The sequence below is a fragment of the Nonomuraea sp. NPDC046570 genome (assembly GCF_040645915.1).
Classification (GTDB): Bacteria; Actinomycetota; Actinomycetes; order Streptosporangiales; family Streptosporangiaceae; genus Nonomuraea.
This window is the reverse complement of sequence record NZ_JBEYZF010000063.1, coordinates 1-20,908: the sequence shown is the minus strand read 5'-3', so window position 1 is coordinate 20,908 and position 20,908 is coordinate 1. Positions and strand designations below refer to the sequence as shown.

14 protein-coding genes are annotated in these 20,908 nt (G+C 67.6%); 9 read left to right on the top strand and 5 right to left on the bottom strand.

Annotation, left to right across the window (positions count from 1 at the left end; genetic code table 11):
* The first annotated feature begins 79 nt into the window (after nucleotides 1-79).
* On the top strand, nucleotides 80-325 hold the full coding sequence (locus ABZ911_RS41140) for a hypothetical protein (RefSeq protein WP_358069455.1): 246 nt from the start codon (nucleotides 80-82) through the stop codon (nucleotides 323-325).
* Nucleotides 322-1,980, top strand: coding sequence for a YDG/SRA domain-containing protein (locus ABZ911_RS41135; protein WP_358069452.1), 1,659 nt, complete (start codon nucleotides 322-324; stop codon nucleotides 1,978-1,980). The genes ABZ911_RS41140 and ABZ911_RS41135 overlap by 4 nt, the downstream gene beginning before the upstream one ends.
* A gap of 45 nt (nucleotides 1,981-2,025) precedes the next feature.
* Here the strand turns inward: ABZ911_RS41135 and ABZ911_RS41130 are convergent, their stop codons facing one another.
* The 3 genes from ABZ911_RS41130 to ABZ911_RS41120 form a co-directional block, all read right to left on the bottom strand.
* Nucleotides 2,026-2,646: a lytic transglycosylase domain-containing protein gene (locus ABZ911_RS41130; RefSeq protein WP_358069449.1), complete on the bottom strand. Its 621-nt coding sequence runs from the start codon at nucleotides 2,644-2,646 to the stop codon at nucleotides 2,026-2,028.
* A gap of 688 nt (nucleotides 2,647-3,334) precedes the next feature.
* Complete coding sequence (locus ABZ911_RS41125; RefSeq protein WP_358069446.1) at nucleotides 3,335-4,003, bottom strand: response regulator transcription factor; 669 nt, start codon at nucleotides 4,001-4,003, stop codon at nucleotides 3,335-3,337.
* A complete protein-coding gene (locus tag ABZ911_RS41120) occupies nucleotides 4,000-5,130 on the bottom strand; it encodes a sensor histidine kinase (RefSeq protein ID WP_358069443.1) in 1,131 nt (376 codons plus the stop codon). Before ABZ911_RS41120 ends, ABZ911_RS41125 begins: the two co-directional genes overlap by 4 nt.
* 148 nt (nucleotides 5,131-5,278) lie before the next feature.
* On the opposite strand from ABZ911_RS41120, the gene ABZ911_RS41115 reads away from it, so the two are divergent.
* Nucleotides 5,279-5,521: a hypothetical protein gene (locus ABZ911_RS41115; RefSeq protein WP_358069440.1), complete on the top strand. Its 243-nt coding sequence runs from the start codon at nucleotides 5,279-5,281 to the stop codon at nucleotides 5,519-5,521.
* Nucleotides 5,522-5,688: 167 nt separating this feature from the next.
* Entirely contained in the window at nucleotides 5,689-6,345 is a 657-nt protein-coding gene (locus tag ABZ911_RS41110; RefSeq protein ID WP_358069437.1) for a hypothetical protein, read from the top strand.
* A 584-nt stretch (nucleotides 6,346-6,929) separates the two neighbouring features.
* Here the strand turns inward: ABZ911_RS41110 and ABZ911_RS41105 are convergent.
* Nucleotides 6,930-7,598: a CBS domain-containing protein gene (locus tag ABZ911_RS41105; RefSeq protein WP_358069434.1), complete on the bottom strand. Its 669-nt coding sequence runs from the start codon at nucleotides 7,596-7,598 to the stop codon at nucleotides 6,930-6,932.
* The gene (locus tag ABZ911_RS41100; protein WP_358069431.1) at nucleotides 7,577-8,608 is read right to left on the bottom strand and encodes a hypothetical protein; all 1,032 of its coding nucleotides are present in this window, start codon (nucleotides 8,606-8,608) and stop codon (nucleotides 7,577-7,579) included. Before ABZ911_RS41100 ends, ABZ911_RS41105 begins: the two co-directional genes overlap by 22 nt.
* Nucleotides 8,609-9,386: 778 nt before the next feature.
* Here ABZ911_RS41100 and ABZ911_RS41095 point away from each other — a divergent pair.
* The 5 genes from ABZ911_RS41095 to ABZ911_RS41075 form a co-directional block, all read left to right on the top strand.
* Nucleotides 9,387-10,895, top strand: coding sequence for a TIGR02677 family protein (locus tag ABZ911_RS41095; protein WP_358069428.1), 1,509 nt, complete (start codon nucleotides 9,387-9,389; stop codon nucleotides 10,893-10,895).
* The gene (locus ABZ911_RS41090) at nucleotides 10,888-12,075 is read left to right on the top strand and encodes a TIGR02678 family protein (RefSeq protein WP_358069425.1); all 1,188 of its coding nucleotides are present in this window, start codon (nucleotides 10,888-10,890) and stop codon (nucleotides 12,073-12,075) included. The genes ABZ911_RS41095 and ABZ911_RS41090 overlap by 8 nt, the downstream gene beginning before the upstream one ends.
* The gene (locus ABZ911_RS41085) at nucleotides 12,072-16,064 is read left to right on the top strand and encodes a TIGR02680 family protein (RefSeq protein WP_358069422.1); all 3,993 of its coding nucleotides are present in this window, start codon (nucleotides 12,072-12,074) and stop codon (nucleotides 16,062-16,064) included. Before ABZ911_RS41090 ends, ABZ911_RS41085 begins: the two co-directional genes overlap by 4 nt.
* Nucleotides 16,058-17,278, top strand: a complete 1,221-nt coding sequence (locus ABZ911_RS41080) for a TIGR02679 family protein (protein WP_358069419.1) — start codon at nucleotides 16,058-16,060, stop codon at nucleotides 17,276-17,278. The genes ABZ911_RS41085 and ABZ911_RS41080 overlap by 7 nt, the downstream gene beginning before the upstream one ends.
* 1,273 nt (nucleotides 17,279-18,551) lie before the next feature.
* On the top strand, nucleotides 18,552-20,908 hold a 2,357-nt coding region (locus ABZ911_RS41075; protein ID WP_358069416.1), incomplete at its 3' end, for a hypothetical protein.

The window sequence follows — 20,908 nt, the reverse complement described above, 5'->3', positions numbered from 1 at the left end:
TGCGCAAACTCCGCTGCTGCCCTCACCTCGCCGGGCAACTCGTCAAAGCGATCCTCGTCCTCCAACTCCGCGAATCGAGATGAAAAACGTTCAGTCGAGGGACCCAGAGCCTGGCGAGATGGGTGACACGCTCGATCTCATCGCCCTACTTGTGACAAGCTCCTTGCAATGGCCGGCATTCATCGAGGCGCTATCGCAGTGGCGGGGTACGCGGCGTCATCGTCCACAGGTCACCATTGAGCATGGGGGGACAACCGTCGTGGTGTCTGAGGCAGAGTCGGAGCTCGTTGTCCAGATTCTCAAGGCTATGAAGGATCACGAGTGACCCTACCTGACCCATTAACGTCGCGTGCTGTACTGATTGGCACTAGTGAGTACAACTATCTCAGCTCTCTCCCTGCCGTTGCCAATAACCTTCAGGCTTTGAGTGATCTCCTGCAGCGGTCTGATCTGTGGGGCCTGCCGGCAGAGCACTGCACGATTGTGCATAACCCTGCGTCGGTAGACGCCATGATGGATCCGTTGTGGCAGGCTCGAGAAGAGGCCAAAGACACCCTCATTGTGTACTTCGCTGGCCATGGATTGATGCATACCGTGGAGAGCGATCTGTACCTCACTCTGGTCGACTCGCATAAGGATCGCATGTACAGCGCGGTGGCCTACGACACCGTACGGACCGAGCTTCGGGCGAGTTTCGCGCGACGCAAAATCGTGATTCTTGACTGTTGCTACAGTGGGCTCGCGCTCGGGCTGATGGGTGCCGAGGATCCTACTGAGCGTGTCGCGAACAGCGCCCGCGTCACTGGCACATACCTGATGACGGCGACGGCCGAGAACAAGACGGCGCTCGGTGGTCTGGACACCTATACAGCTTTTACTGGCGAGCTGATCCACCTCATCCGCGAAGGAATCCCAGAGCAGCCTGAGTTCCTGGAGCTGGATACGATCTTTAAGCACGCGCGCGAGTCGCTGCGAGATAAGGGTCTTCCTGTTCCACAAAAGCGTGAGTCAAACTTTGCAGCCCATATCACGCTGGTGCGTAACCGTGCACATAAGAGTCAAAAGCGCTTCAAAGTAAAAGAGTTCTATGGTCCCATCGAGGGGATCCGGTCGGGCACTATCTTTGATAGCCGTCGGGCGTTGCACAATGCGGGTGTGCACCGGCCGCTTCAGGCGGGCATCTGTGGTACTGCTGAGCGGGGTGGCGCGGAGTCCATCGTCGTTTCGGGTGGTTACAAGGACGATGAAGACTACGGGGACGTGATCATTTACACCGGCCATGGTGGGCGTGATCCCAATACTGGTGTGCAGGTCATGGATCAGTCGGCGGACGATTCGGGTAACGCTGCTCTCATCAAGAGCATTATGACCGGCCTACCAGTTCGGGTTATTCGTGGGTCTGGGGGTAATGAGAGATTCTCGCCGCCGACTGGCTATAGCTACGACGGGCTCTTCACGGTTGCCGATTACTGGACCAAACGTGGTGTCGATGGACCTACGGTGATCCAGTTCCGACTTGAGCAGATAGATGATGGCTCTCCGAAGAAGACCACAGCACACCATCTGAGCCGCAAGCTTCCCCCTGGGCGTCGGGAAGAGATTGCTCCTGGGGTCTACGCGGATAGGTTGCTGGCGACCGAACTAAAGCAGGTGTACAACCATGCTTGTCAGGTGTGTGGCACCGTGCTTGAAGTTCCAGGCGGTCTACGGTTCGCTGCCACCGTGCACATCCGCGGGCTAGAGCAACCTCACTTGGGACCCGACAGCAAAGCCAACATGCTGTGCCTCTGCCCCAATCACCGAGACCTGTTTAAGTATGGGGCGATCACCATTGAGGATGATTTCAGTGTCATAGATCAGACGGACGGCGAGCCTATCGGCAGGCTCATGCTGAAGCACGACATCGATCGTGGTCACATTCAGTACCACCGTCAGCACCACACCCTCGGTCACCGACGGCTCCACGATGAGCTGGACTGAGCACCCGCCTTCCGCCCGCTGGAGGAAGAATGCCAGGTCGCGAGCTCAGGGGCCGGTGAGACGGCGTTCGCCGCGGGTGGTGACCACGAAGACCTGCCAGTTGTAGTAGGCGTAGTAGTTTTTGATGTCCTGCTTGATCTGGCGCGCGTACAGCAGCACCGCGTTGACGTACGCCTGGGAATGGTTGTACGCGTACAGCGCGCGCCGGTAGTCGCGCGGCGCACCCGACGCGTGCAGGTAGTTGGCCGCGGCAAGCAGGGCGTCCCGGGTGTCATGAACGTCACCGCCCATCCCGTACGCGTCCCATGTTCCTGGCATGAACTGCATGGGGCCTTTGGCGCCCGTGTGGCTCGGTGACCTCACCCGGCCGAACTTGGTCTCAACGAACATCACCGCTGCCAGCACCTCCCATTCGACGCCGAACCGGCGCTCGGCATGCCGGAAGTGACCCAGCAGTGCGTCGGCGGGCTTGGGAGGCTGGACGCGGAATTTCGCCGCCCCGCTGATGGGGCGGACCAGGGAGAGCAGATCCCTGCCCGCTGTCACGTTGTCTTTCGCCTGCCTGGCCAAAGACTTCGACAACCTGGAATAGGTACGGGAGGCGACCTTCTCATTGCGGACCAGGTATCGGTAGATGCGCTGCTGGTGCAGGGCTAGCAGTACCACTGACTCAGGGGCGTTCCCCTTGGCGCCCCCGTCGCGAGTCCAGTCATCTGTGGCACTCCGGAGCGCTGTGGTGGTGCTGGTCAGCGAACGGGCCAACTGTGCTGGGTCCTTGGGGAGCGCCGCGTCCGGGGCAGGCGGGGCGGGCGACTTCGCCGGTGGTGTCGTCGACTGTTCCGCAGCCGCCGGTGTCGCTGTCTGCCTCGGTGCAGCGGGTGAGGCGGCGCTCTGCGAGCTGGCGCATCCGGAGATCACGATAGCCAGCCCGACGAACGAAGCGGTCATCGGGCTCCCGCGCAGCCGACCTGTGCGCATGCGCGGCCTGCCGCCCGAGACGTTGGGCTGTGCGGGCATCGCTTGTCTGCTCGGTCGCTGGCCCCGCTCCTGCCGCATGACCTCCGCGCGCTGATCATTCATCGGACCCAACGTACCCGAGTGGTGGCCTCTCAGGACGCTTCCTCAGGTACGGCGAGCTGGCCGAAGCCCTTACCCGGGGGCAGCCCGTCCAGCAGCCCATGGGACCAGGGGCTGGCCGAGCGCATGACCGGGACAGGCCGAGCGGTCATGGAGGCGCGGCTCATCCCCGACCTTCTCGTGGACATGAGATCACAGAGCGGATGACACGGACTTGTCGCAGGCCAAGGGGCCGCTACCACCCTGCGTTGGCAGGGCCTGATGCCCCGGGGATGCGTCAGGCCGGTGGTTCTCCGGGGCGGACGATGCCCGACTCGTATGCGTACCGTACGGCCTGGGCGCGATCGCGTAGTGCCAGTTTGGCCAGTAGGCGGTTGATGTGCGTGCTCACGGTGGCCTCGGTGATGGACAGCGTGGCGGCGATCTCGGCGTTGGACAGCCCATGCGCTATCAGCCGCAGCACCTGCTCTTCCCGGGCTGTCAGCCCCGTGACGGGCGGGGAAGGCGTCGCCGTACGGCGGTAGGTGTCGATGACCCGCCCGGTCACGGCCGGGTCGAGCAGGACGTCGCCACGCGCGGCGCTGCGGACCGCCGCGAACAGGTGCTCGGGCGGCGACACCTTGAGCAGGAAGCCGCTGACCCCCGCGTGCAGGGAGCGGTCGAGGTTCTCGTCGTCGTCGTACGCCGTCAGCATGATCACCCGTGGTGGCTGGGGGTTGGCCAGGATCCGGCGGGCCGCCGCCAGGCCGTCCAGCCGGGGCATGGCGATGTCCAGCAGCACGACGTCGGGGCGCAGGCTCCGGGCCAGCTCCACCGCGCGCTCCCCGTCGGCCGCCTCGCCGAGGACGGACAGGTCCGGCTGGGTGCCGAACACCAACCGCAGCCCCGCCCTGATCATCGCCTGATCGTCGGCGATCAGAATGCCGATCTCGCCTGCTCCGGTCACCGGGGGAGCACCGCCCGCACGCTGTAGCCGCCCGCGGCCAGCGGACCGGCGGTGAGCGTGCCCCGGAACAGCGCGGCCCGCTCCCGCATGCCGATCAACCCGTGCCCGCCCCCCTTCGCGGAAGCCGGTCGCCCCTCCCGCGGGCCGTGATCCACGATCTCCAGCCGGAGCTCCCCCGGGGGATAGGAGATCGTCACCATCGCCCGCGTGGGGCCGGCGTGCTTGAGCGTGTTGGTCAGCGACTCCTGAATGATCCGGTACGCCGACAGGTCGAGCCCGGCCGGCAGCGGCGCCGGTTCCCCCAGTACGTCGAGTGTCACGTCGAGCCCCGAGGAGCGGACCTGTTCCAGCAGGTCGTCCAGCCGCTCGAGGCCGGCCTGCGGCGGTAGCGCGTCGCTGTGCGGCCCGCGCAGCAGGCCGAGCATGCGCTGCAACTCGTCCAGGGCTCCTCGGCCGGCCTCCTCGACCGTGGTGAGCGCCTGCCGCTCGCGTTCCTGGTCCGAGCGCAGCATGAGCCGTACGCCGCCGGTCTGCATGGTCATCACGCTGACGCTGTGGGCGACGATGTCGTGCAGCTCGCGGGCGATGCGGGCGCGCTCCTCCCCAACGGCCTCGCGGGCCAGCAGCTCTCCGCGCTCGGCCGCCTGCACGGCGATCACTCGGTGACGGCGCACGGCCAGCCCCGCTCCCGCCGCGATCGTGGTCATGACCAGGGCCACCACGTAGTCACCCGGTCCGGCCGTAGGCGAGCTGGTGACCATCATGCACGCCACGTATGCCCCGGTCGCGATCACGCCGGCAGCGGCCTTCACGCTGCGCGCGCGTACCTCCGACAGCAGCGTGAACAGCAGCACGAGCTGTGTGTAGAACTGCCAGGCCGCGGCGGGCTCGCGCAGCAGAGCGAACAGCACGATGTTGACCGCCGAGTACACGAACAGGATCGCGAACGGCGAGCGACGCCGGAACAGCACTCCGGCCGCCGCGATGATTCCTGCGGCGAGCCACAGGACGAGGTGTTCGCGCGTGGGGCCCGTGGCGCGTCTGCTGAGTTCCTCCGCGAGCGCGGACAGGGCCACGATCGCCGCGATGAGCCAGTCGATGGGGGTGGGGGAACGGTGGTGGAGCATGGGGTGAGAGTAACCGCGCCCGTGTTGCACCATTCCACCCGATCGCTGTGAGCTGGGCGCCATGACGGGAATATCAGCCTAGCGGTGGACATGGAATCAAAGACCGCCTTGACGACCGGGGGAGAGGGAAGCCTCTAGCTTCCCGTCCATGACTTTCCCCGCGAACACTTTCCGCCGCGCAGCCGCGGCCATCAGCCTCGCCGCCTTCGCCACTTTCGCCGTCCCCGCTACGGCTCAGGCGGCTGCCCCCGCGACAGTCGCCACCTCGGCGATCCAGGGCCCCTTCTGGTCGTTGAGCCAATGCGAGATCGCACGTTCCTACTACGGCCCGCACAACGCCTACTGCTTCGTGAAGTACGGTCGCTGGTACCTGCATGTCATTGAAAGGTGACCGATACGCATGACGAGGCCCGCGGAGCGCTCCGCGGGCCTCGTGCCGTGCCCTCGCAAAGGCGGCCACATCCGCCGACCGGGTCCCCGAAATCCGCCTGGAGGGGGATGGCATGTCAGAGGCTGCGTTGATGACGTGGCTAACGGTCACTCCGTACCGTCCGCCGCATGGTTTCCAACGCGAACTCCTTCCGCCGCGTCGCAGCCGGCGCAAGCCTGATCCTCGCCCCCCTCTGCCTGCTCCTCGGCATGATCACCGACCCCACGGAGCCCGGCCCCGTCGACCCTCTCGCGTACGCCAAGAACCCGGCGGCCGTGGACGTCAGCGCGACGCTCCTGCACTACGCATGGGTGCTCTTCGTACCCGGCGTGATCGGGCTGGTGCACCTGGTACGCCGCAAGGGCGTGGTGCTGGCCAATCTGGTCGGCGCGGTGACGGTCATCGGCCTCATCAACTTCTCCTCCATGATGATCTCCGACTTCTTCGACATCGCCCTCTATCAGGCGCTGTCGGTGGAGCAGGCCCACAAGCTGATGGAGGTGGCGGCGCGGCCCGCGTTCATCTTCGCCTGGCAACTGCCCGGAATGATCGGCTCCTTCCTGGGCCTGGTTCTCGTCGCGGTCGCCTACGTACGCGCGGGCCGGGCGGGCTGGTGGTTCCCTGCGGGCGTGCTCTCGGGCATCATCGTCTGGATCGTGGGCGCCCAGGACTGGAACGTCCTCCTGGGGTTCGGCGGTCCGGTCATCCTGCTCGTGGTGTTCGGCATCGTCGGCACGTCGATCATCCGCATGCCCGACGCGGAGTGGTCTCCCACGAACACGTGAACTCAGCCGAACTGGCCTGTCGGGGTTACAAGGCGTCCGCCGACAGGCAGGATGGCCTGGTTCTGTGGCTCGAGCAAGAGTAACGCCTGGCCCGAGCCATGATCCAGACGGCTGGCCAGGAGGGCTCCCGGCCCGCTTGTTCGGCTTCTCGGTCGGCCTGCTGCTGCAGTACGCGGGATGTGGGCGGGCCTCGACCGACACCGGGGTCCCGAAGCCGACGACGGTCTTGACGATCCGGTGGCTGGTCTCGCGTCCCGGTAGTCGGGGTTCTGATGAGCTTCGACCAGACCGAGGGGCGTTGACTATGGCCGGGTGGTCTACGCACGGCGCCCAAACGGGAGCCAGCCTCGAGGAGCCGGAGATCTTCAAGGTGTGAGAGTCAACCCCAGACCGGAAGACGCCGGGCTGCACCCTGCTCCGAGCTTTTTCGGTGGAGAAGCCGTGGGGCCTACTCCCGGACAAGCCGGCTTTTGACCCTGTTCCAACTTGCTTTGAGAGAAGAAAGGTGAAACGGAACACTCAAGCGGGCCACTCGACAGCTCCCACGCGGCCTGGATCGAGAATCCGCCCCTGATGGGTCCGGGCTACTTCTCCGGTGCCGCAGCGTCCAACAGGATCAGAAGTTCGTCGATGGCCTCGCTCTGCTGCGGAGACAGGGCATCCAGCGAGAAGTGCATGAGGTCATTCCGCAGCTTCCTGACCGTCTCCAGTAGGTCGAGCAGATCGGCTTGCTCGATCTTCCAGTCAAGGGTCTGCCAACGTGTCGCATCCTCGAGCAAATGCCGGTAATTGCCGAACGTGAGGTCCTTCGGTGAGTGCACCTTCTTCTGCCGGTACGGAGGGACGGCATCTCGAAGGTCCTGGACGCTGAAGATCTCCGCAGCGTTTCGGAGCCTGGTTTCGGCGTTCTCGATCAGGAGGAACGGTTTGGCATGCTGGCCGAACTTGCCGCTCAGGTCCGCGGCCGTCACGATGCCCGTCACGCTCTTACGATCATTGTCTCGAACGAGTACGAATCCGTCCCGCTGGATGTACTCAATCAAGTCGAGCACGTTCGCGTCATGATCGACGACGTGTGCCTTGGCGGTGGCATCGGCAAGGGTCGGGGCCTCGGAGGAAATGTATGCCTTGCCGATCGATTCCCACGTCACCGCACCGCGAAGTGTGTCGTCATCGTCGATGACCGGGAGCTGCGAGAACCTCTTTCGCAACATCAAGGTCCGGGCTGCGGTCAGAGACGTGCTGGGCAGCACCGACACCGCCTTGGACGGCAGATCCCCGAGCCGTAGCTTGCCCGACGTCTCCTTCGCACGGTCTCGGTGACGGGTTCCCTGGCCGGGGTCGGCTCCGTAGAGTCGTCTGGCTCCTTCTCGATGGGTACCAACGCGACTACGGTGTCTACGGAGCCCTCAGTGAAGTGCGGGCGTGTCGTCAGACCGACGTCCGCCAGCTCGCCGCTGATCAGCTCAACGACAGCAGCAGTACGTCGCCATTCTCCCCAGTGGGCGAGGAGATGGCGAATGGTCAGCATCTTCGGCGAGCGCGGGTCGGTTTCCGCCTCGGCAACCGCCTCTTCCAGAAGCTGGGACACGCTGGTGATCTCCGGCTCACCGTCGACTCCGGGGTCGATTCCGGTTTCGGCAAGGTGGGCGATCCGGCTCGGCGCTTCGTGCCGGCGGAGTCTGGAGACGGTGAGCAGGGAACCCATGCTTGCGCGGAGGTCCGACTTCAGCGTGTCGCGGAGCGGCCGCTTTGGGAACCATTCGACTGCCCGAATGTGAGGGAACTCCTGGTCATCGGTGGGCCGGTACTCGTATTGCCCTACTGCCCGACCGATGGCGATCTTGTAATGGTCCGACTTAAGGGGCATGACGATGAAGTCGCCGGGTTCTATCTCTTGGGCGAATCTCCAGGTCTGGCTCACCACGTGGCCGGGCGACAGGTCTGGGTACTCGCGAACACACGCCGCTCGAAGCTGTTCTTTCGTGGCGTACGCGGAAAGATCGCCAAGTTCCGCCCAGCTGATCAGGGTCAGCCCCTCGTTGAGAGCACGAGCTTCGACCTCGCCGTTCTGCCCGCCACGAACGACCCATGCCGCAGGTCCTTGGCCCCGTCTTCCTGCGCTCACTGCACCGTCCCTGCGATAGTCCCAGCGGTCATGCTGTTTCTCGTCCAACGCGCTGGTCGCGGCAGTCCCACGAATCGCGGCGCGCATGGCGGGTTCTTTACCCCATCCAGTCCTGGCGATGCGCTGATTGAACATGATCTATTTTGTGGTCGCTCAGGTTGGCCTCAGCTCTCGAGTTCACAAGAGTCGATCATCGTCGGACCTTGGGCGTGGAGGTCGGGTGTCAGCCGAGTGGTTCGGCCGGGCAAATGGGTTCACCCCGCGAGAGCCTGGCGTAGCCGTGGAGGCGGCGACCCGGTCCAGGGGCTCGGGGCCGGTGTCGTATCCGGGTAGGAAGTCCAGCGCCAGGCCGCCCTCGCTCCGGCGGTGTAGCCATCGTGAGTGTTTCGGGAGGCCAGCCGCTACTACTGGATGATCTGGGGCGACCCGCTGGACTGGGTGCGCATCCGACTCGGCCACGCGTCGCTGGAAACGACTCAGCACTACCTCCACACGTTGCGCGAACTGGAGATGGAGACCCGGCTGATGCTGGTCCCTGATCTTTGGGGGTGGCCCTACCTGCAGGACATGGTCAAGGCGGTGGAGGCCGCGAGTGCCGCACGTTGGAGGACGCCTGGAGCGAGGGCAGCTTCTGCATGTGCGGTCTGCCGCCCGAGACGTTCGGCTGTGCGGGCATCGCTTCTCTGCTCGGCCGGTGGCCATGCTCCGGCAGCATGATCTCCATGCGCTGATGGTTCATCGGACCCAACGTACTGGAGTGTCGGCCTCTCAGGACGCTTCGTCGGCGATGGTGGCCGGGGGGATGAACCGCGCCATCTGATCTCGTCGCCCCAAAGAACGACGGGAGGACGTCAGCCTCCGCTCGTGACACACATGTCGGCCCCTGTCCACTCGGGCATACTGACCTATTGTCATGACTCATTCACGGACAAGCATCTTCACGCACCTGGATACCCCCCTCGCCCCGCTTTACCGCCGAGTGATGAACGTGTTCACAGCCAACAAGCGACGGTTCGTGGTTCACCTCCGTCCGGAGGACGTGGCGGAGGCGCTCCGCGCGGGCGGCAGTGCTCCAGTCGGGCAGGACCAGGTGGACAAGGCGCTGAGCAGCCTGAAGGACTGGGGAAACCTGCGAGCGGACCCGGACACCGGACGGGTCACCACGGTCGAGGACTTTTACCGTGCCCGCTACCTCTACCAGCTCAGCCGGGAAGGCGAGGCCGCCGAGCGGGCTCTTGACGTCTTCGAGCAGGAGGTTGGCCGACGAGGCGAACTGCAGGCCGTCGCGCTTGAGGACATCCGGGTTCGGTTGCACGCGCTCACCGGTCTGGACGAGCGGCCGGACGCCGCGGTGGTGCACAGCCTCCTGCTGGAGATCGTGAACAGGCTCGACAGCCTGGCCGCGAACGCCAGCGCCTTCATGGGCGGTCTCCAGCGGACCATCGACCTGCAGGACATCGAGGAGGAGGCGTTCCTCGCCTACAAGGACCGGCTGATCGCCTACCTCGAACGCTTTGTCTCGGAGCTGGTCGTCAAGGCCTACGACATCGCGGTGACGCTGCGCGAGCTGGGGGACGCCGAAGGCCTGTTGCGGCTGGCCGCCGACCGGGAGGCCGCCGATGTGGCCCCGGGCGAGGAGGCCGAGCCGGGTGAAGCCGCCGAGTCCAAGCTGCTGGAGTGGCGCAACCGCTGGTCGGGGCTGCGGTCGTGGTTCGTGGGGGATCGGGCGCGTCCGTGCCAGGCGGATCTTCTTCGCGGCCGGGCCCGCCAGGCCATACCCGACCTGCTCGCGACGATCAGCGTGTTGCAGGAGCGCAGGGCGGGTCGTAGCGACAGGTCGGCCGATTTCCGGGCGCTGGCCCGCTGGTTCGCCCAGTGTCCCACCGACGCTGACGCCCATCGGCTGTGGCGGGCGGCGTTCGGTCTGACCTCGTCACGCCATCTGACCGTCGAGAGCGACGCCGGAGATGACGTGCCGGCGTCCGTCAGCTGGTCGCAGGCGCCTCAGGTGGAGATCTCCGTACGGCTGCGCGCCACCGGCAGCTACCAGCGTCGCGGGGCGCCGAGCAAGGTCGTCGACCGCAGTCGGCAGCGCGCTCACCTGGCCGAGTTCGTGGCCGCCGAGCGTGAGCAGGCCGACCTGGCCCGCAGGCGGCTGGCCACTGGCAGGCCCATCCTGCTGAGCGAGCTCGGCATGCTGGACCCGGCGGAGTTCCAGTTGTTCCTGCGCTTGCTGGGGGAGGCGCTGTCGCTCGGGCCCGGTGAGGTCAGGACCAGGACGGCCGACGGCAGTCTGGAGATCGCCATGCACCCGGTAGACGGATACGCGGAGATCCGCACCGAGTCCGGCGTGCTCCGCGGCCCTGACCACGAGCTGACGATCATCGACCTGACGAGCCCGGTGGAGGTGTCGGGTGGCTGAGGTGAGGGACGTCCTGGAGGCGCAGCAGGAGGAGGAGCGACGCAAGGCGGTACGCGCTCTGCTGCGCCGCCCCCTGCTGACCCCGGAGCTGCCCGAGTACAAGCTGGTGCGCAAGCACGCGGGGTGGCTGACCGACTGGTTCGCCCGCGAGACCGGCTGGGCGCTCTACGCCGACACCGCCGTGGCCCGGCTGCGCAAGGTGCCGGCGCGCCACCGCGACGGTACCCGTGCCGCCCAGGCCAAGGGCAAGGTGGCCTTCAGCCGTCGCCGCTACGTTCTGGTCTGCCTGGCTCTGGCGGCTCTGGAACGGGCGGAGAGCCAGGTGACGCTCGGCTGGCTGGCCGAACGGCTCCTGGCCTTCGCGGGAGACGAGGAGCTGGCCGCCGCGGGCGTCACCTTCACGCTGGCGAACCGCGACGAACGGGCGGACCTGGTGGCCGTCTCGGGCCTGCTGATCGCCACGGGCGTTCTCGCCAAGGTCGCGGGGAACGAGTCGGCCTTCGTCAGCGGATCCGGCGACGCCCTGTATGACGTGGACCGCCGCGTGCTGGCGGTGCTGCTGACCACCCGCAGGGGACCTTCCACGGTGACCTCGGCCGAGCTCGACGAACGGCTCGCGGAGATCACCGCCGAGGTCGTCTCCGACACCGAGGACGGCCGCAACAGGTTGATCCGCCACTCGCTCACCAGACGCCTGCTGGACGACCCGGTCCTCTACTACCGGGAACTGACCGAACCCGAGCGGACGTATCTGGAACGGCAGCGAGGACCGATGATCAAAAGGATCGTCGATGCGACGGGATTCGTCGCGGAGGTCAGGGCGGAAGGCATCGCCCTGCTCGACCCCACCGGCGAGGCCACCGATCTGGGCATGCCTGAAGAGGGCACCGACGGTCACGCGACACTGCTGCTCGCCGAGCACCTGGCCGAACGGCTGAGGATGTACCCGGAGCAGCCCGTCCACCTCGACGAGCTCCATGAGCACATGGCCGGCCTCGCCGAGAGGCATCGTACGCACTGGCGGAAGAACGCCTCCGTACCGGACCTGACTTCCGGGGCCGTCCACCGCCTGCAGGCGCTGGGGCTCATCCAGGTTCGGGGGCAGGCCGTGACCTCGCTGCCGGCCTTGGCGCGCTTCGGCTTCGCCGAGGCCGTGATCACCGGAAAGAGCGAGGAATGACCCTGCCGATCGCCTCCACCAGCCGCTGGCAGCCGCTGCGCACCGGCCTGGTGGACCTGTTCTACTACGACTACCAGGAGTTCTGGTTCCGCGACGGCAGGATCCTGTTCCGCGGGAACAACGGCACCGGCAAGTCGAAGGTGCTGGCGCTGACGCTGCCCTTCCTCCTGGACGGTGAGCTGTCCCCGAGCCGGGTCGAGCCCGACGGCGACCGCGGCAAGCGCATGGAGTGGAATCTCCTCCTCGGCGGCAAGTACGACGAGCGGCTCGGTTACACCTGGCTGGAGTTCGGGCGGATCACCGAGGACGGCGAGCGCGCCTACGTCACCATCGGCTGCGGCCTCAAGGCGGTGAAGGGACGGGGCGTCGCCGACCGCTGGTTCTTCCTGACCTCCCAGCGGGTCGGGGAGGAGCTCTACCTCATCGGGAAGAACGGGACGGCCCTGTCCCGGGACCGCCTCACCGAGGCCATCGGGCTGTCCGGACAGGTGACCCAGCGGGCCGAGCAGTATCGGCGGATGCTCGACGAGCACCTGTTCCACCTGGGCGCGGAGCGGTACGACGCGCTCATCAACCTGCTGATCCAGCTCCGGCAGCCCCAGTTGTCCAAGCGCCCCGACGAGGCGAAGCTGTCGGAGGCCCTGTCGCAGGCGCTGGCCCCCGTCGATCAGGCGCTCATCTCCGACGTGGCCGCCGCGTTCCACGACCTGGAGCAGCAGCGCAACGAGCTCGCCGGGCTCCGCGACACCCGCGAGCACGTGCGCCGCTTCCTGGAGCGCTACCGGCGCTACGCGGCTGTGGCCGCCAGGCGGCAGAGCCGCGAGCTGCGCGTGGCGCACTCCGCCTACGAGCACGTCAACCGCGACCTCGCCACGGTTCGCGAACAGATCACGAAGGAAGGGCTGGCCGAACAGGAGGCGGCGCGCGGCCTCGAGACCGCGCAGGTCGACCTGGCCGAGCAGCACGCGATCCGTGAGGAGCTGACGGGCGATCCTCGGCTGAAGGATCTCGACGCGGCAGAGCGCCAGGCCGAAGAGGCGGGCAAGGCCGTGACCGCGGCTCAGGCGACCGTCGAGCGGGCCGAGACGACGCGAACAGGCAGACGGCGCAGGCATGCCGAAGCCGTCGCGGCCGCGCGGGAAACCGGCGAGGCGGTGGAACGGAGCCGGTCGCAGGCCGCCCTGATCGAGGAAAGGGCAGGACTCAAGGACCACTGCTCCGCGATCTCCGGATCGGCGGACGAGGCCGCGACCACCAGAGCCGAGGCCGCCGCGCGCGGCGCGACCGCCGTCAGGAGCGAGGCGGTGGCCCACGTGGTGGCCCTCGCCGAACTGGCGGTGACCGAGGAACGCGAACTGGTGGCGGCGCGCACGGTCCTGGCCAGACTGGAGGGCGAACGGGACGCCGCCGCCGACCGGCTGGCCCGTGCGGGGGAGGACCTCGAGACGGCGGCGTCCGAGCACATCACGGCCTGGCGCCGGTACGGCACGAGCCTGACCGAACTCGTCCTCCCCGACCCGGCAGACCTCGACCTGCCCACCTGGACGGCGAACCTCCTCGGGTCGCATCCCGCCGAACGGCACCTGCGAACGGCCGCGCAGCGGGCCGGCCAGCACCTGGCCAACGAGCACGCGGCCGCGACCGTCCGCTTGGAGCAGGCCGAAGCCGCCCTTCGCGACCTGAACGACGAGCGCGACCGGCTGGAGAAGGGCGAACTGGCCAGGCCGCGCCCGCCGTACACGCGAGGGGAGGGCGTCCGCGAGGGCAGGGCGGGTGCGGCGTTGTGGGAGCTGACCGACTTCAGGGACGGGCTGGGTGAGCGGGAGCGGGCCGGGCTCGAAGCGGCGCTGGAGGCGTCGGGGCTGCTCGATGCCTGGATCACGCCCGACGGGCGGCTGCTCGATCCAGCCACGCACGATGTGATCGCGATACCGGGCAGGCCCGCCGCACACGCTCTCACCGACGCGCTGGTCACCGGTGACGAGGGGGCGCGAGCCGTACTGGCGACGATCGGGCTGGGCGAGCAGGACGGCCCGTTCGTGACGGACGACGGCCGGTGGCGGCTCGGGCCGCTGCACGGGGCGTGGGCCAAGGGCGGAGCCGAGTACATCGGGGCGGCGGCACGTGCGGAAGCCCGTCGGCGGCGCCTGGCCGAACTGGCCGAGCTCATCGTCGCGGCCACGCGGGCGGTCGAAGAGGCGGGGAAGGCCGCCGACACGCTGGCGGACCGTCAGGCAGTCGTGGCCGCGGAGGCGGAAGGCCACCCGCGCGACGAGGAACTCCGCACCGCGCACGCCGCAGTGGCCACGGCCGCCGACCGGCGAGCGGAGGCCGTGCGGTTGGTCGAGGACCAGACGAACCAGGTGAGCTGGGCCGAAGACGATCTCACGCGGGCCGTGGCGGATCGGGACCGCGCGGCGGAGGACACCGGGCTGCCCGCTTCGCTGACCGGGCTGGCCGATGTCAGGGAGGCGCTGGCCGACTACCGGCAGGTGATCACCGAGCTGGTCGCCGCCGTACGACTGCACGCCGGCCGGGCGGCGGAGATCGTCACCTGGACGGGTGAGCTGGAATCGGCGGAGCGCGAACTGGGACACGCCCGCGAGCGTGAGCGAGAAGCCGTGCGCAACGCCGCGGAACAGCACGGACGGTTGATGGCGCTCCAGGCCGCGGTCGGCGCCTCAGTCGACGAGCTCAAGGCTCGCCTGGCCGAGGCGAAGGAACGGATCAGCGCGCTGGCCGCCGAGATCAAGAGTCTGGACGGCAGGCACCGAGAGGCCGGAGAACGCCGAGCCAGAGCCCAGGGCAGGGAGGAACAGCTCGTCGAGAGCATGACCGCGGTCCTCGAACGGCGCGACCTGGCCGTCGCGGCGCTGCGAAGGTTCACCGAGACCGGGCTGCTCTCCGTCGCCTGCGACATCGAGCAGCCCGGCTCGTGGGCGGCCGATCCCGCCGTACGGCTGGCGCGCCGGGCCGAACAGCTCCTCGCCGACGTGGACGACTCCGACGACGCCTGGCGCAGAGTGCAGGACGAGATCACCCGCAGGTACGGCGAGCTGGCCGAAGCCCTCACCCGTCACGGCCACCACGCCATGGCCGGGCTGTCGGACTGGTTCGTGGTGACGATCCAGTTCCAGGGCAGGGAGCGTCCGCCTGGCGAGCTGACCGCGCTGCTCGACGGCGAGATCGACTACCGGGAGCGCACACTCACCGCCCGCCAGCGGGAGATCGTCGAGGAGCACCTGGTCAACGATGTCGCCGCGCACCTGCAGCAACTCATCGCCGACGGCGACGAACAGGTCGCGCAGATGAACCGGGAACTGAAGGAACGGCCCACCTCGACCGGCATGAGGCTGCGCATGTCATGGCTGCCCAGGAAGGACGGTCCGGCTGGACTGGCCGAGGCCAGGGCCAGGCTGCTGCGGCAAGGGGCGGACATGTGGTCCCCGGACGACAGAGCCGCGGTCAGCGACTTCCTGCAGGCGCAGATCGAAGCCGAACGACTCCAGAACGAGCACGGCACCTGGGCTGAGCACCTGCGCCGAGCACTGGACTACCGGGAATGGCACACGTTCGTCATCGAACGGCACCAGGACGGCGGCTGGCGGCCCGCCTCCGGCCCCGCCTCGGGCGGCGAGCGGGTCCTGACCGTGTCGCTGCCGCTGTTCGCCGCGGCGTCCTCCCACTACCGTTCCGCGCATCCGCACGCCCCCAGGCTGGTCACCCTCGACGAGGCGTTCGCGGGCGTGGACGACGACGCCCGCGCCAAATGCCTGGGCCTGCTGACGACCTTCGACCTCGACGTGGCGATGACCAGCGAGCGGGAATGGGGGTTCTACTCGACGGTACCGGGCATCGCCGCACACCAACTGGTCCGCCGGGACGGCATCGACGCCGTCCACGTGACTACCTGGGAATGGGACGGCACCGCCGCCGAACGAGTGGAGCGCACCGCACAGCACCGCCAGCCGAGCGACCCCCTGTGGTGACGGATGTCGTACGGCTGCGCCGCACACTCGGCGCCCCGGAGCTGGACCGGCTGCTCTCCCGGCTGGTCAAGCGGATCGAGCTCGGCCAGGATCTCCACACCCCGATCGTGCTGGCGACACCGTCCGACGCCGAACGCAAGGCGGTCGCCGCACTCCTGGGCCGCAGGGACCGGCACGGTACCGGATCACTGAGCGTACGGCCGGAGCTGATCCAGAGCGCCCTGCGCGAGGCGGGCATCTGCGACGATCTCCGCGCCGCCGTACACGAGCTGGTCGGCCGCATCGCCGTGCAGTCAGAGGGACGGGCGCACGAGGACGCGGCCAGGGCCGGGATCGTCGCCACACTCTCCGCCAGCCGGCACGCCGGCGAGCCCTGGTTCACCGACTGGCTCAACTCGCTGTCAGCCGACGGCACGCTGACCAAACTCGTCCGGCAGGGCGGCACCGAACTGGTCCGCCACGCCCGCGCCGTACTCGACCTGCTTCCTTCCGACCCGACCCCGCTGACCATGATCGCCGAGCGGGCGACAGGGGACACCAAGGCGCTCTCCGGCACGCCGCTCGCCAGGCTCGTGCTGCGCGCACTGGCGTGCCGCGCGGGCGAGACCGCTCCGGCGAAGGCCGCGGGGCGGCGGGCGCTGTGGGAGTCCGCGGGTGTGATCGTGGACGACCTGGCCAGCCAGGTTCTGGTCCTCGGGGTGTCGGCCAAGGGCTCACCCCTCGCCGACTGGCTGTCGTCGGCGGCTCGCCACTCCACCCCGTTCCGGGTCACGCTGCACCAGCTTGTCACCATGCCCGTCACGGTGACGTCGCCGGTCGTCTACGTGTGCGAGAACCCAGCCGTCCTCAGGGCCGCCGCGGGCATGTCCGACGCGGCCCTGATCTGCACGGAGGGGATGCCTTCGATCGCGTGTCACCGGTTGCTCGCGGCGTGCGCGGGCCGACCCGTGTACTGGCGGGGAGACTTTGACTGGACCGGCCTCCGGACCACCGCCGACGCGATCAACCGCCATGGGGCGAAACCGTGGCGGATGGACCTGGAGACCTATGACCGCGCGCTGGCAGACGGTGACTCGGAGCCGCTGCGAGGCAGCCGATCCGGCAGCCCTTGGGCGCGGGGGCTGGCCGAGCGCATGGCGGGAACAGGCCGGGCGGTCATGGAGGAACGGCTCATCCCCGACCTTCTCGCGGACCTGAGATCACGGGGCGGATGACGCGGATCTGTCGGAGCCGTCGTCCGCATGGATGCTCCACGCGGACGACGCATGGATCCTCCATGCGGCCTGCCTGAGTGGTGGCTGACCAGCCGTACGCCACGCCCAAAGCGCCGTCCACGTCCTCGCCATCGATGGCCGATCCTGTCCGGCTCTTCAAATGGGGCGCCCAGCTCGACATCCGCCCGATCACCTTTGACGGCGACCTCGCCGAGCAAGCCGTAACCGACTAGTTCGCCAGTGTGCCTCCAAGGCCGCTGAGTGTGTCGGCACCACGACGGCACGCGGATCCACAGCAGCAAACGTGCGCTACGACCACTAGCTGTGAGCCGAAGCCCTTGGGCTCAATCATCTAGTGAGCTGGCGCTGTTGTCGCTGATCCCTGCGCTGGTCGACGATATGCCTGGTCGTCCCGATGCTGCTGGGCAGGCTCGATTCACCACCGGAAAGACATCCGGGGCGTTCCGTGGCTCCGGTGCCCAGGGGGAACCTAGGCGGCGATCGCCCTTAGCCGGTGCAGTGAGAACCGGAGCAGGCGATCGCCGCGGCCTCAGCTCCTCGGGGAAACGGAACCCCTATGAGAAGCAGCCTGCAGATCTTGGCGATTTTCGGGCTGGGATGGCGGGTTGGGGCTCAGATTGTGGTGGGCGCTCAGAAAGTCCCGACTGGTCTGTCGAAAGACCTTCGCCGTTCTGGCCGAGAATCGGCGGCTGCGTTCCCGCCAGGCGTTCGCAGGCATGGGTGCTGGTCAATGAGCACCTCAGCTGAGGCGTGTTGAGGGTTGCCTGGATTTCTTCCTCTGCAGCATCACTCGCCGATAGGGCCCCAACGACGGCCCGAACTCATCGCATCCGAGCATCGCATTATCGAAGAGGCGAATGTGTTGGAGCTGGAAGCCGCTCTGCGTGGGACTGACTCCACGACCAGGGCGCGACTGTCCATGTGTGATTTGCGTCACATCAAAGCAATTGTTGACACTGACGCTGATGCCGTGACCTGCGCGTACTCCTGGATGCGCTATGCGGCGTATGTCCAGCCCGTCGGGCCTGGATTGTCAAGATCTAGTTGAAAGATTCCTATTTCGATACAACTGCGCGTGTCTTTACATGCGGCTTATGGCGTCCGTCAGGCCGATACGGGGCTTCTTCTTGGTGAATAGCGAGGCGTAGCCATGGCGCGTGCACGGAGTCGTGAGAGCGTGCTGGGCCGGAGCCGGTTCGGGCTCGGCAGAAGCGGCCCATCACGCTGGATCGCCCGAACGGCTGTCGCCGTGGTGATTGCGCTCTTGCCCGGCTTCCTCGTGGTGGACGCCGTGGCGACGACCACCGATCCCAACCCCACCCGACTTGAGATCCCGGGGTCACCGAGCTCCGGCTCCTCGACGACGGTCCCGACCCAGCTCTCGGGCTCCGCCGAAGGACTCCCGCACCTCGTGGGCACAGAGACCACGCAGCCTGACGGCGTGGGCAACCCCGGCGACACCAAGCGACCGAAGGGCTCTCTGCCGCTGGAGCAGGCCCCCCGCGTGAGCGACAAGCCCGCGACCAACGGACTGAACTCCCCGCCCCCGTTGTCCTGGAACGTGCGATCCGACGAGCCCCCGGCCCCCGGCGTACATGCCCAGGCTGCGGGAATCCGCAGAGTCTCCACGATGACCAGCGACGCCTCCTCCCGGCGCGGCGCAGCTAAGGCCCAGTCCGCCGTATCTCTGCCGGTGGTGTCGGAGCTGTCGGCGTCTCCGGGGCAGTCGGTGTCGGGACTGTGGACGATTCCCTCGACCCAGCCGTCGTTCTCCGCTTACGGGACCGACCCTGGATCGCGGACGCTTCGCCTGGAAGTGCAGATCGAGCACGACCCGTCGGCTCCCGCGCAGGGTTCCGGGCTGATCTGGTCCGGCTCCGGTGACCTGTCGGCCTCGGGGTGTTCGACGTCGAGCAGGTGTTGGCTGCAGACGCCCGCGGTCGCGGCGGGCAAGTTAAGGGACGGGTGGCTGTTCCGCTGGCGCCTTCGCGCGTCCGCCTCCACTGGGGTGGTGGGTGCGTGGTCGGCGTGGCAGGCCGGACGGGTGGACACTTCCAAGCCGGTGATCTCAGGACAGTCGGTTTCCCCTGGACAAGCGACGTCGGGGTTGTGGACGTTCCCGTCCACGCAGCCGTCGTTCTCCGCCTACGGCGCTGATCCGGAGTCGCGAACGCTTCGTCTGGAAGCACAGGTCGAGCACAACCCGTCGGCTGCCGGGCAGGGCACAGGCGTCATCTGGTCTGGTTCTGGTGACCTGTCCACCACCGGGTGTTCCACCACTAGCAGGTGCTGGCTGCAGACACCGGCGGTTACGGCGGGCAAGCTGAAGGACGGCTGGCTGATCCGCTGGCGCCTGCGTGCCTCCGCCTCCTCCGGGACAGTAGGTGCGTGGTCGGAGTGGCAGACCGGACGCGTCGACACCTCGAAGCCGGTCGTCTCTGACTTGTCGGTTTCTTCGGGACAGGTGGCGTCGGGGTTGTGGACGCTGACGTCCGTCCAGCCGTCGTTCTCCGCCTACGGCGTTGACCCGGATTCGCGAACGCTTCGTCTGGAAGCACAGGTCGAGCACGATCCGTCGGTTCCGGCTCAGGGCACGGGAGTGATCTGGTCTGGTTCTGGTGAGGTGTCCACTACCGGGTGTTCCACCACCAGCAGGTGTTGGTTGCAGTCGCCTGCCGTAACCGCGGGCAAGCTGAAGGACGGCTGGCTGATCCGCTGGCGCCTGCGTGCCTCCACCTCCTCCGGGGTGACAGGCCCATGGTCGGAATGGCAGACCTCCACGATCGTGGTCAGCGGTACGGCAGGCAACGGCCTGGGTGCCCTGCCCGCGACGCGTGGTGCCGACTCGTGGACACTGGCTTCGGCCACCCCGTGGTTGTACGCCAAGGTCACCGATGCCGGCGGGGCGAAGCTCTTCCTCGGCGCGGAGGTCGAGCACGACCCGGCCGCCACCGGCCAGGGCGTCGGCCTGATCTGGTCCGGCAAGGCCACCACCTCTTATGCCTCGGGCGGCAACGCGTGGCTCCAGGTCCCGGCGGGCACGCTCACCGACGGTATGAAGATCCGCTGGCGGGTCCGCGGGGTCACCACCGGGGGAGTGGAGGGTGCCTGGTCGCTGTGGCAGAGCGCCTCCGTTGACGTGACCAAGCCGGCTGCTTCGGACGCCGGGCTGACTCCGGCCACCAAGGGCGAGACGACCTGGACGGCATCGTCGGTCACTCCGTGGATATACGCCAAGGTCACCGACTCTTCCTCGCGCGGCTCGCGGCTGGGAGTCCAGATCGAACATGATCCCGCTGTCCCCGCTCAGGGCACGGGCCTGATCTGGGAGGGCAGGGGCACCACTGCCGCGCATTCCGGTGCCAACGCGTGGGCTCAGGTCCCGGCAGGCAATCTCACCGACGGCATGAAGATCCGCTGGCGTGCACGTGGTGAGACCACCAGCGGCGTCGTCGGCCCGTGGACCGAGTGGCTCACCAGCAGCGTCGACCTCCACAAGCCGAGCATCGACGGCCTGGGCATGGACCCGGCGCTGCCGGGTTCCGCCTCCTGGGCGGCGGGGTCGTTGACGCCGTGGCTGTACGCCAAGGTGACCGATCCGGAGAACCG

Coding starts and splice junctions, on each gene's coding strand:
- ABZ911_RS41115 (WP_358069440.1), top strand. CDS start 5,279: ATGACTTTCCCCGCGAACACTTTCCGCCGCGCAGCCGCGGCCATCAGC.
- ABZ911_RS41085 (WP_358069422.1), top strand. CDS start 12,072: ATGACCCTGCCGATCGCCTCCACCAGCCGCTGGCAGCCGCTGCGCACC.
- ABZ911_RS41110 (WP_358069437.1), top strand. CDS start 5,689: ATGGTTTCCAACGCGAACTCCTTCCGCCGCGTCGCAGCCGGCGCAAGC.
- ABZ911_RS41095 (WP_358069428.1), top strand. CDS start 9,387: ATGACTCATTCACGGACAAGCATCTTCACGCACCTGGATACCCCCCTC.
- ABZ911_RS41140 (WP_358069455.1), top strand. CDS start 80: ATGAAAAACGTTCAGTCGAGGGACCCAGAGCCTGGCGAGATGGGTGAC.
- ABZ911_RS41100 (WP_358069431.1), bottom strand. CDS start 8,608: ATGTTCAATCAGCGCATCGCCAGGACTGGATGGGGTAAAGAACCCGCC.
- ABZ911_RS41120 (WP_358069443.1), bottom strand. CDS start 5,130: ATGCTCCACCACCGTTCCCCCACCCCCATCGACTGGCTCATCGCGGCG.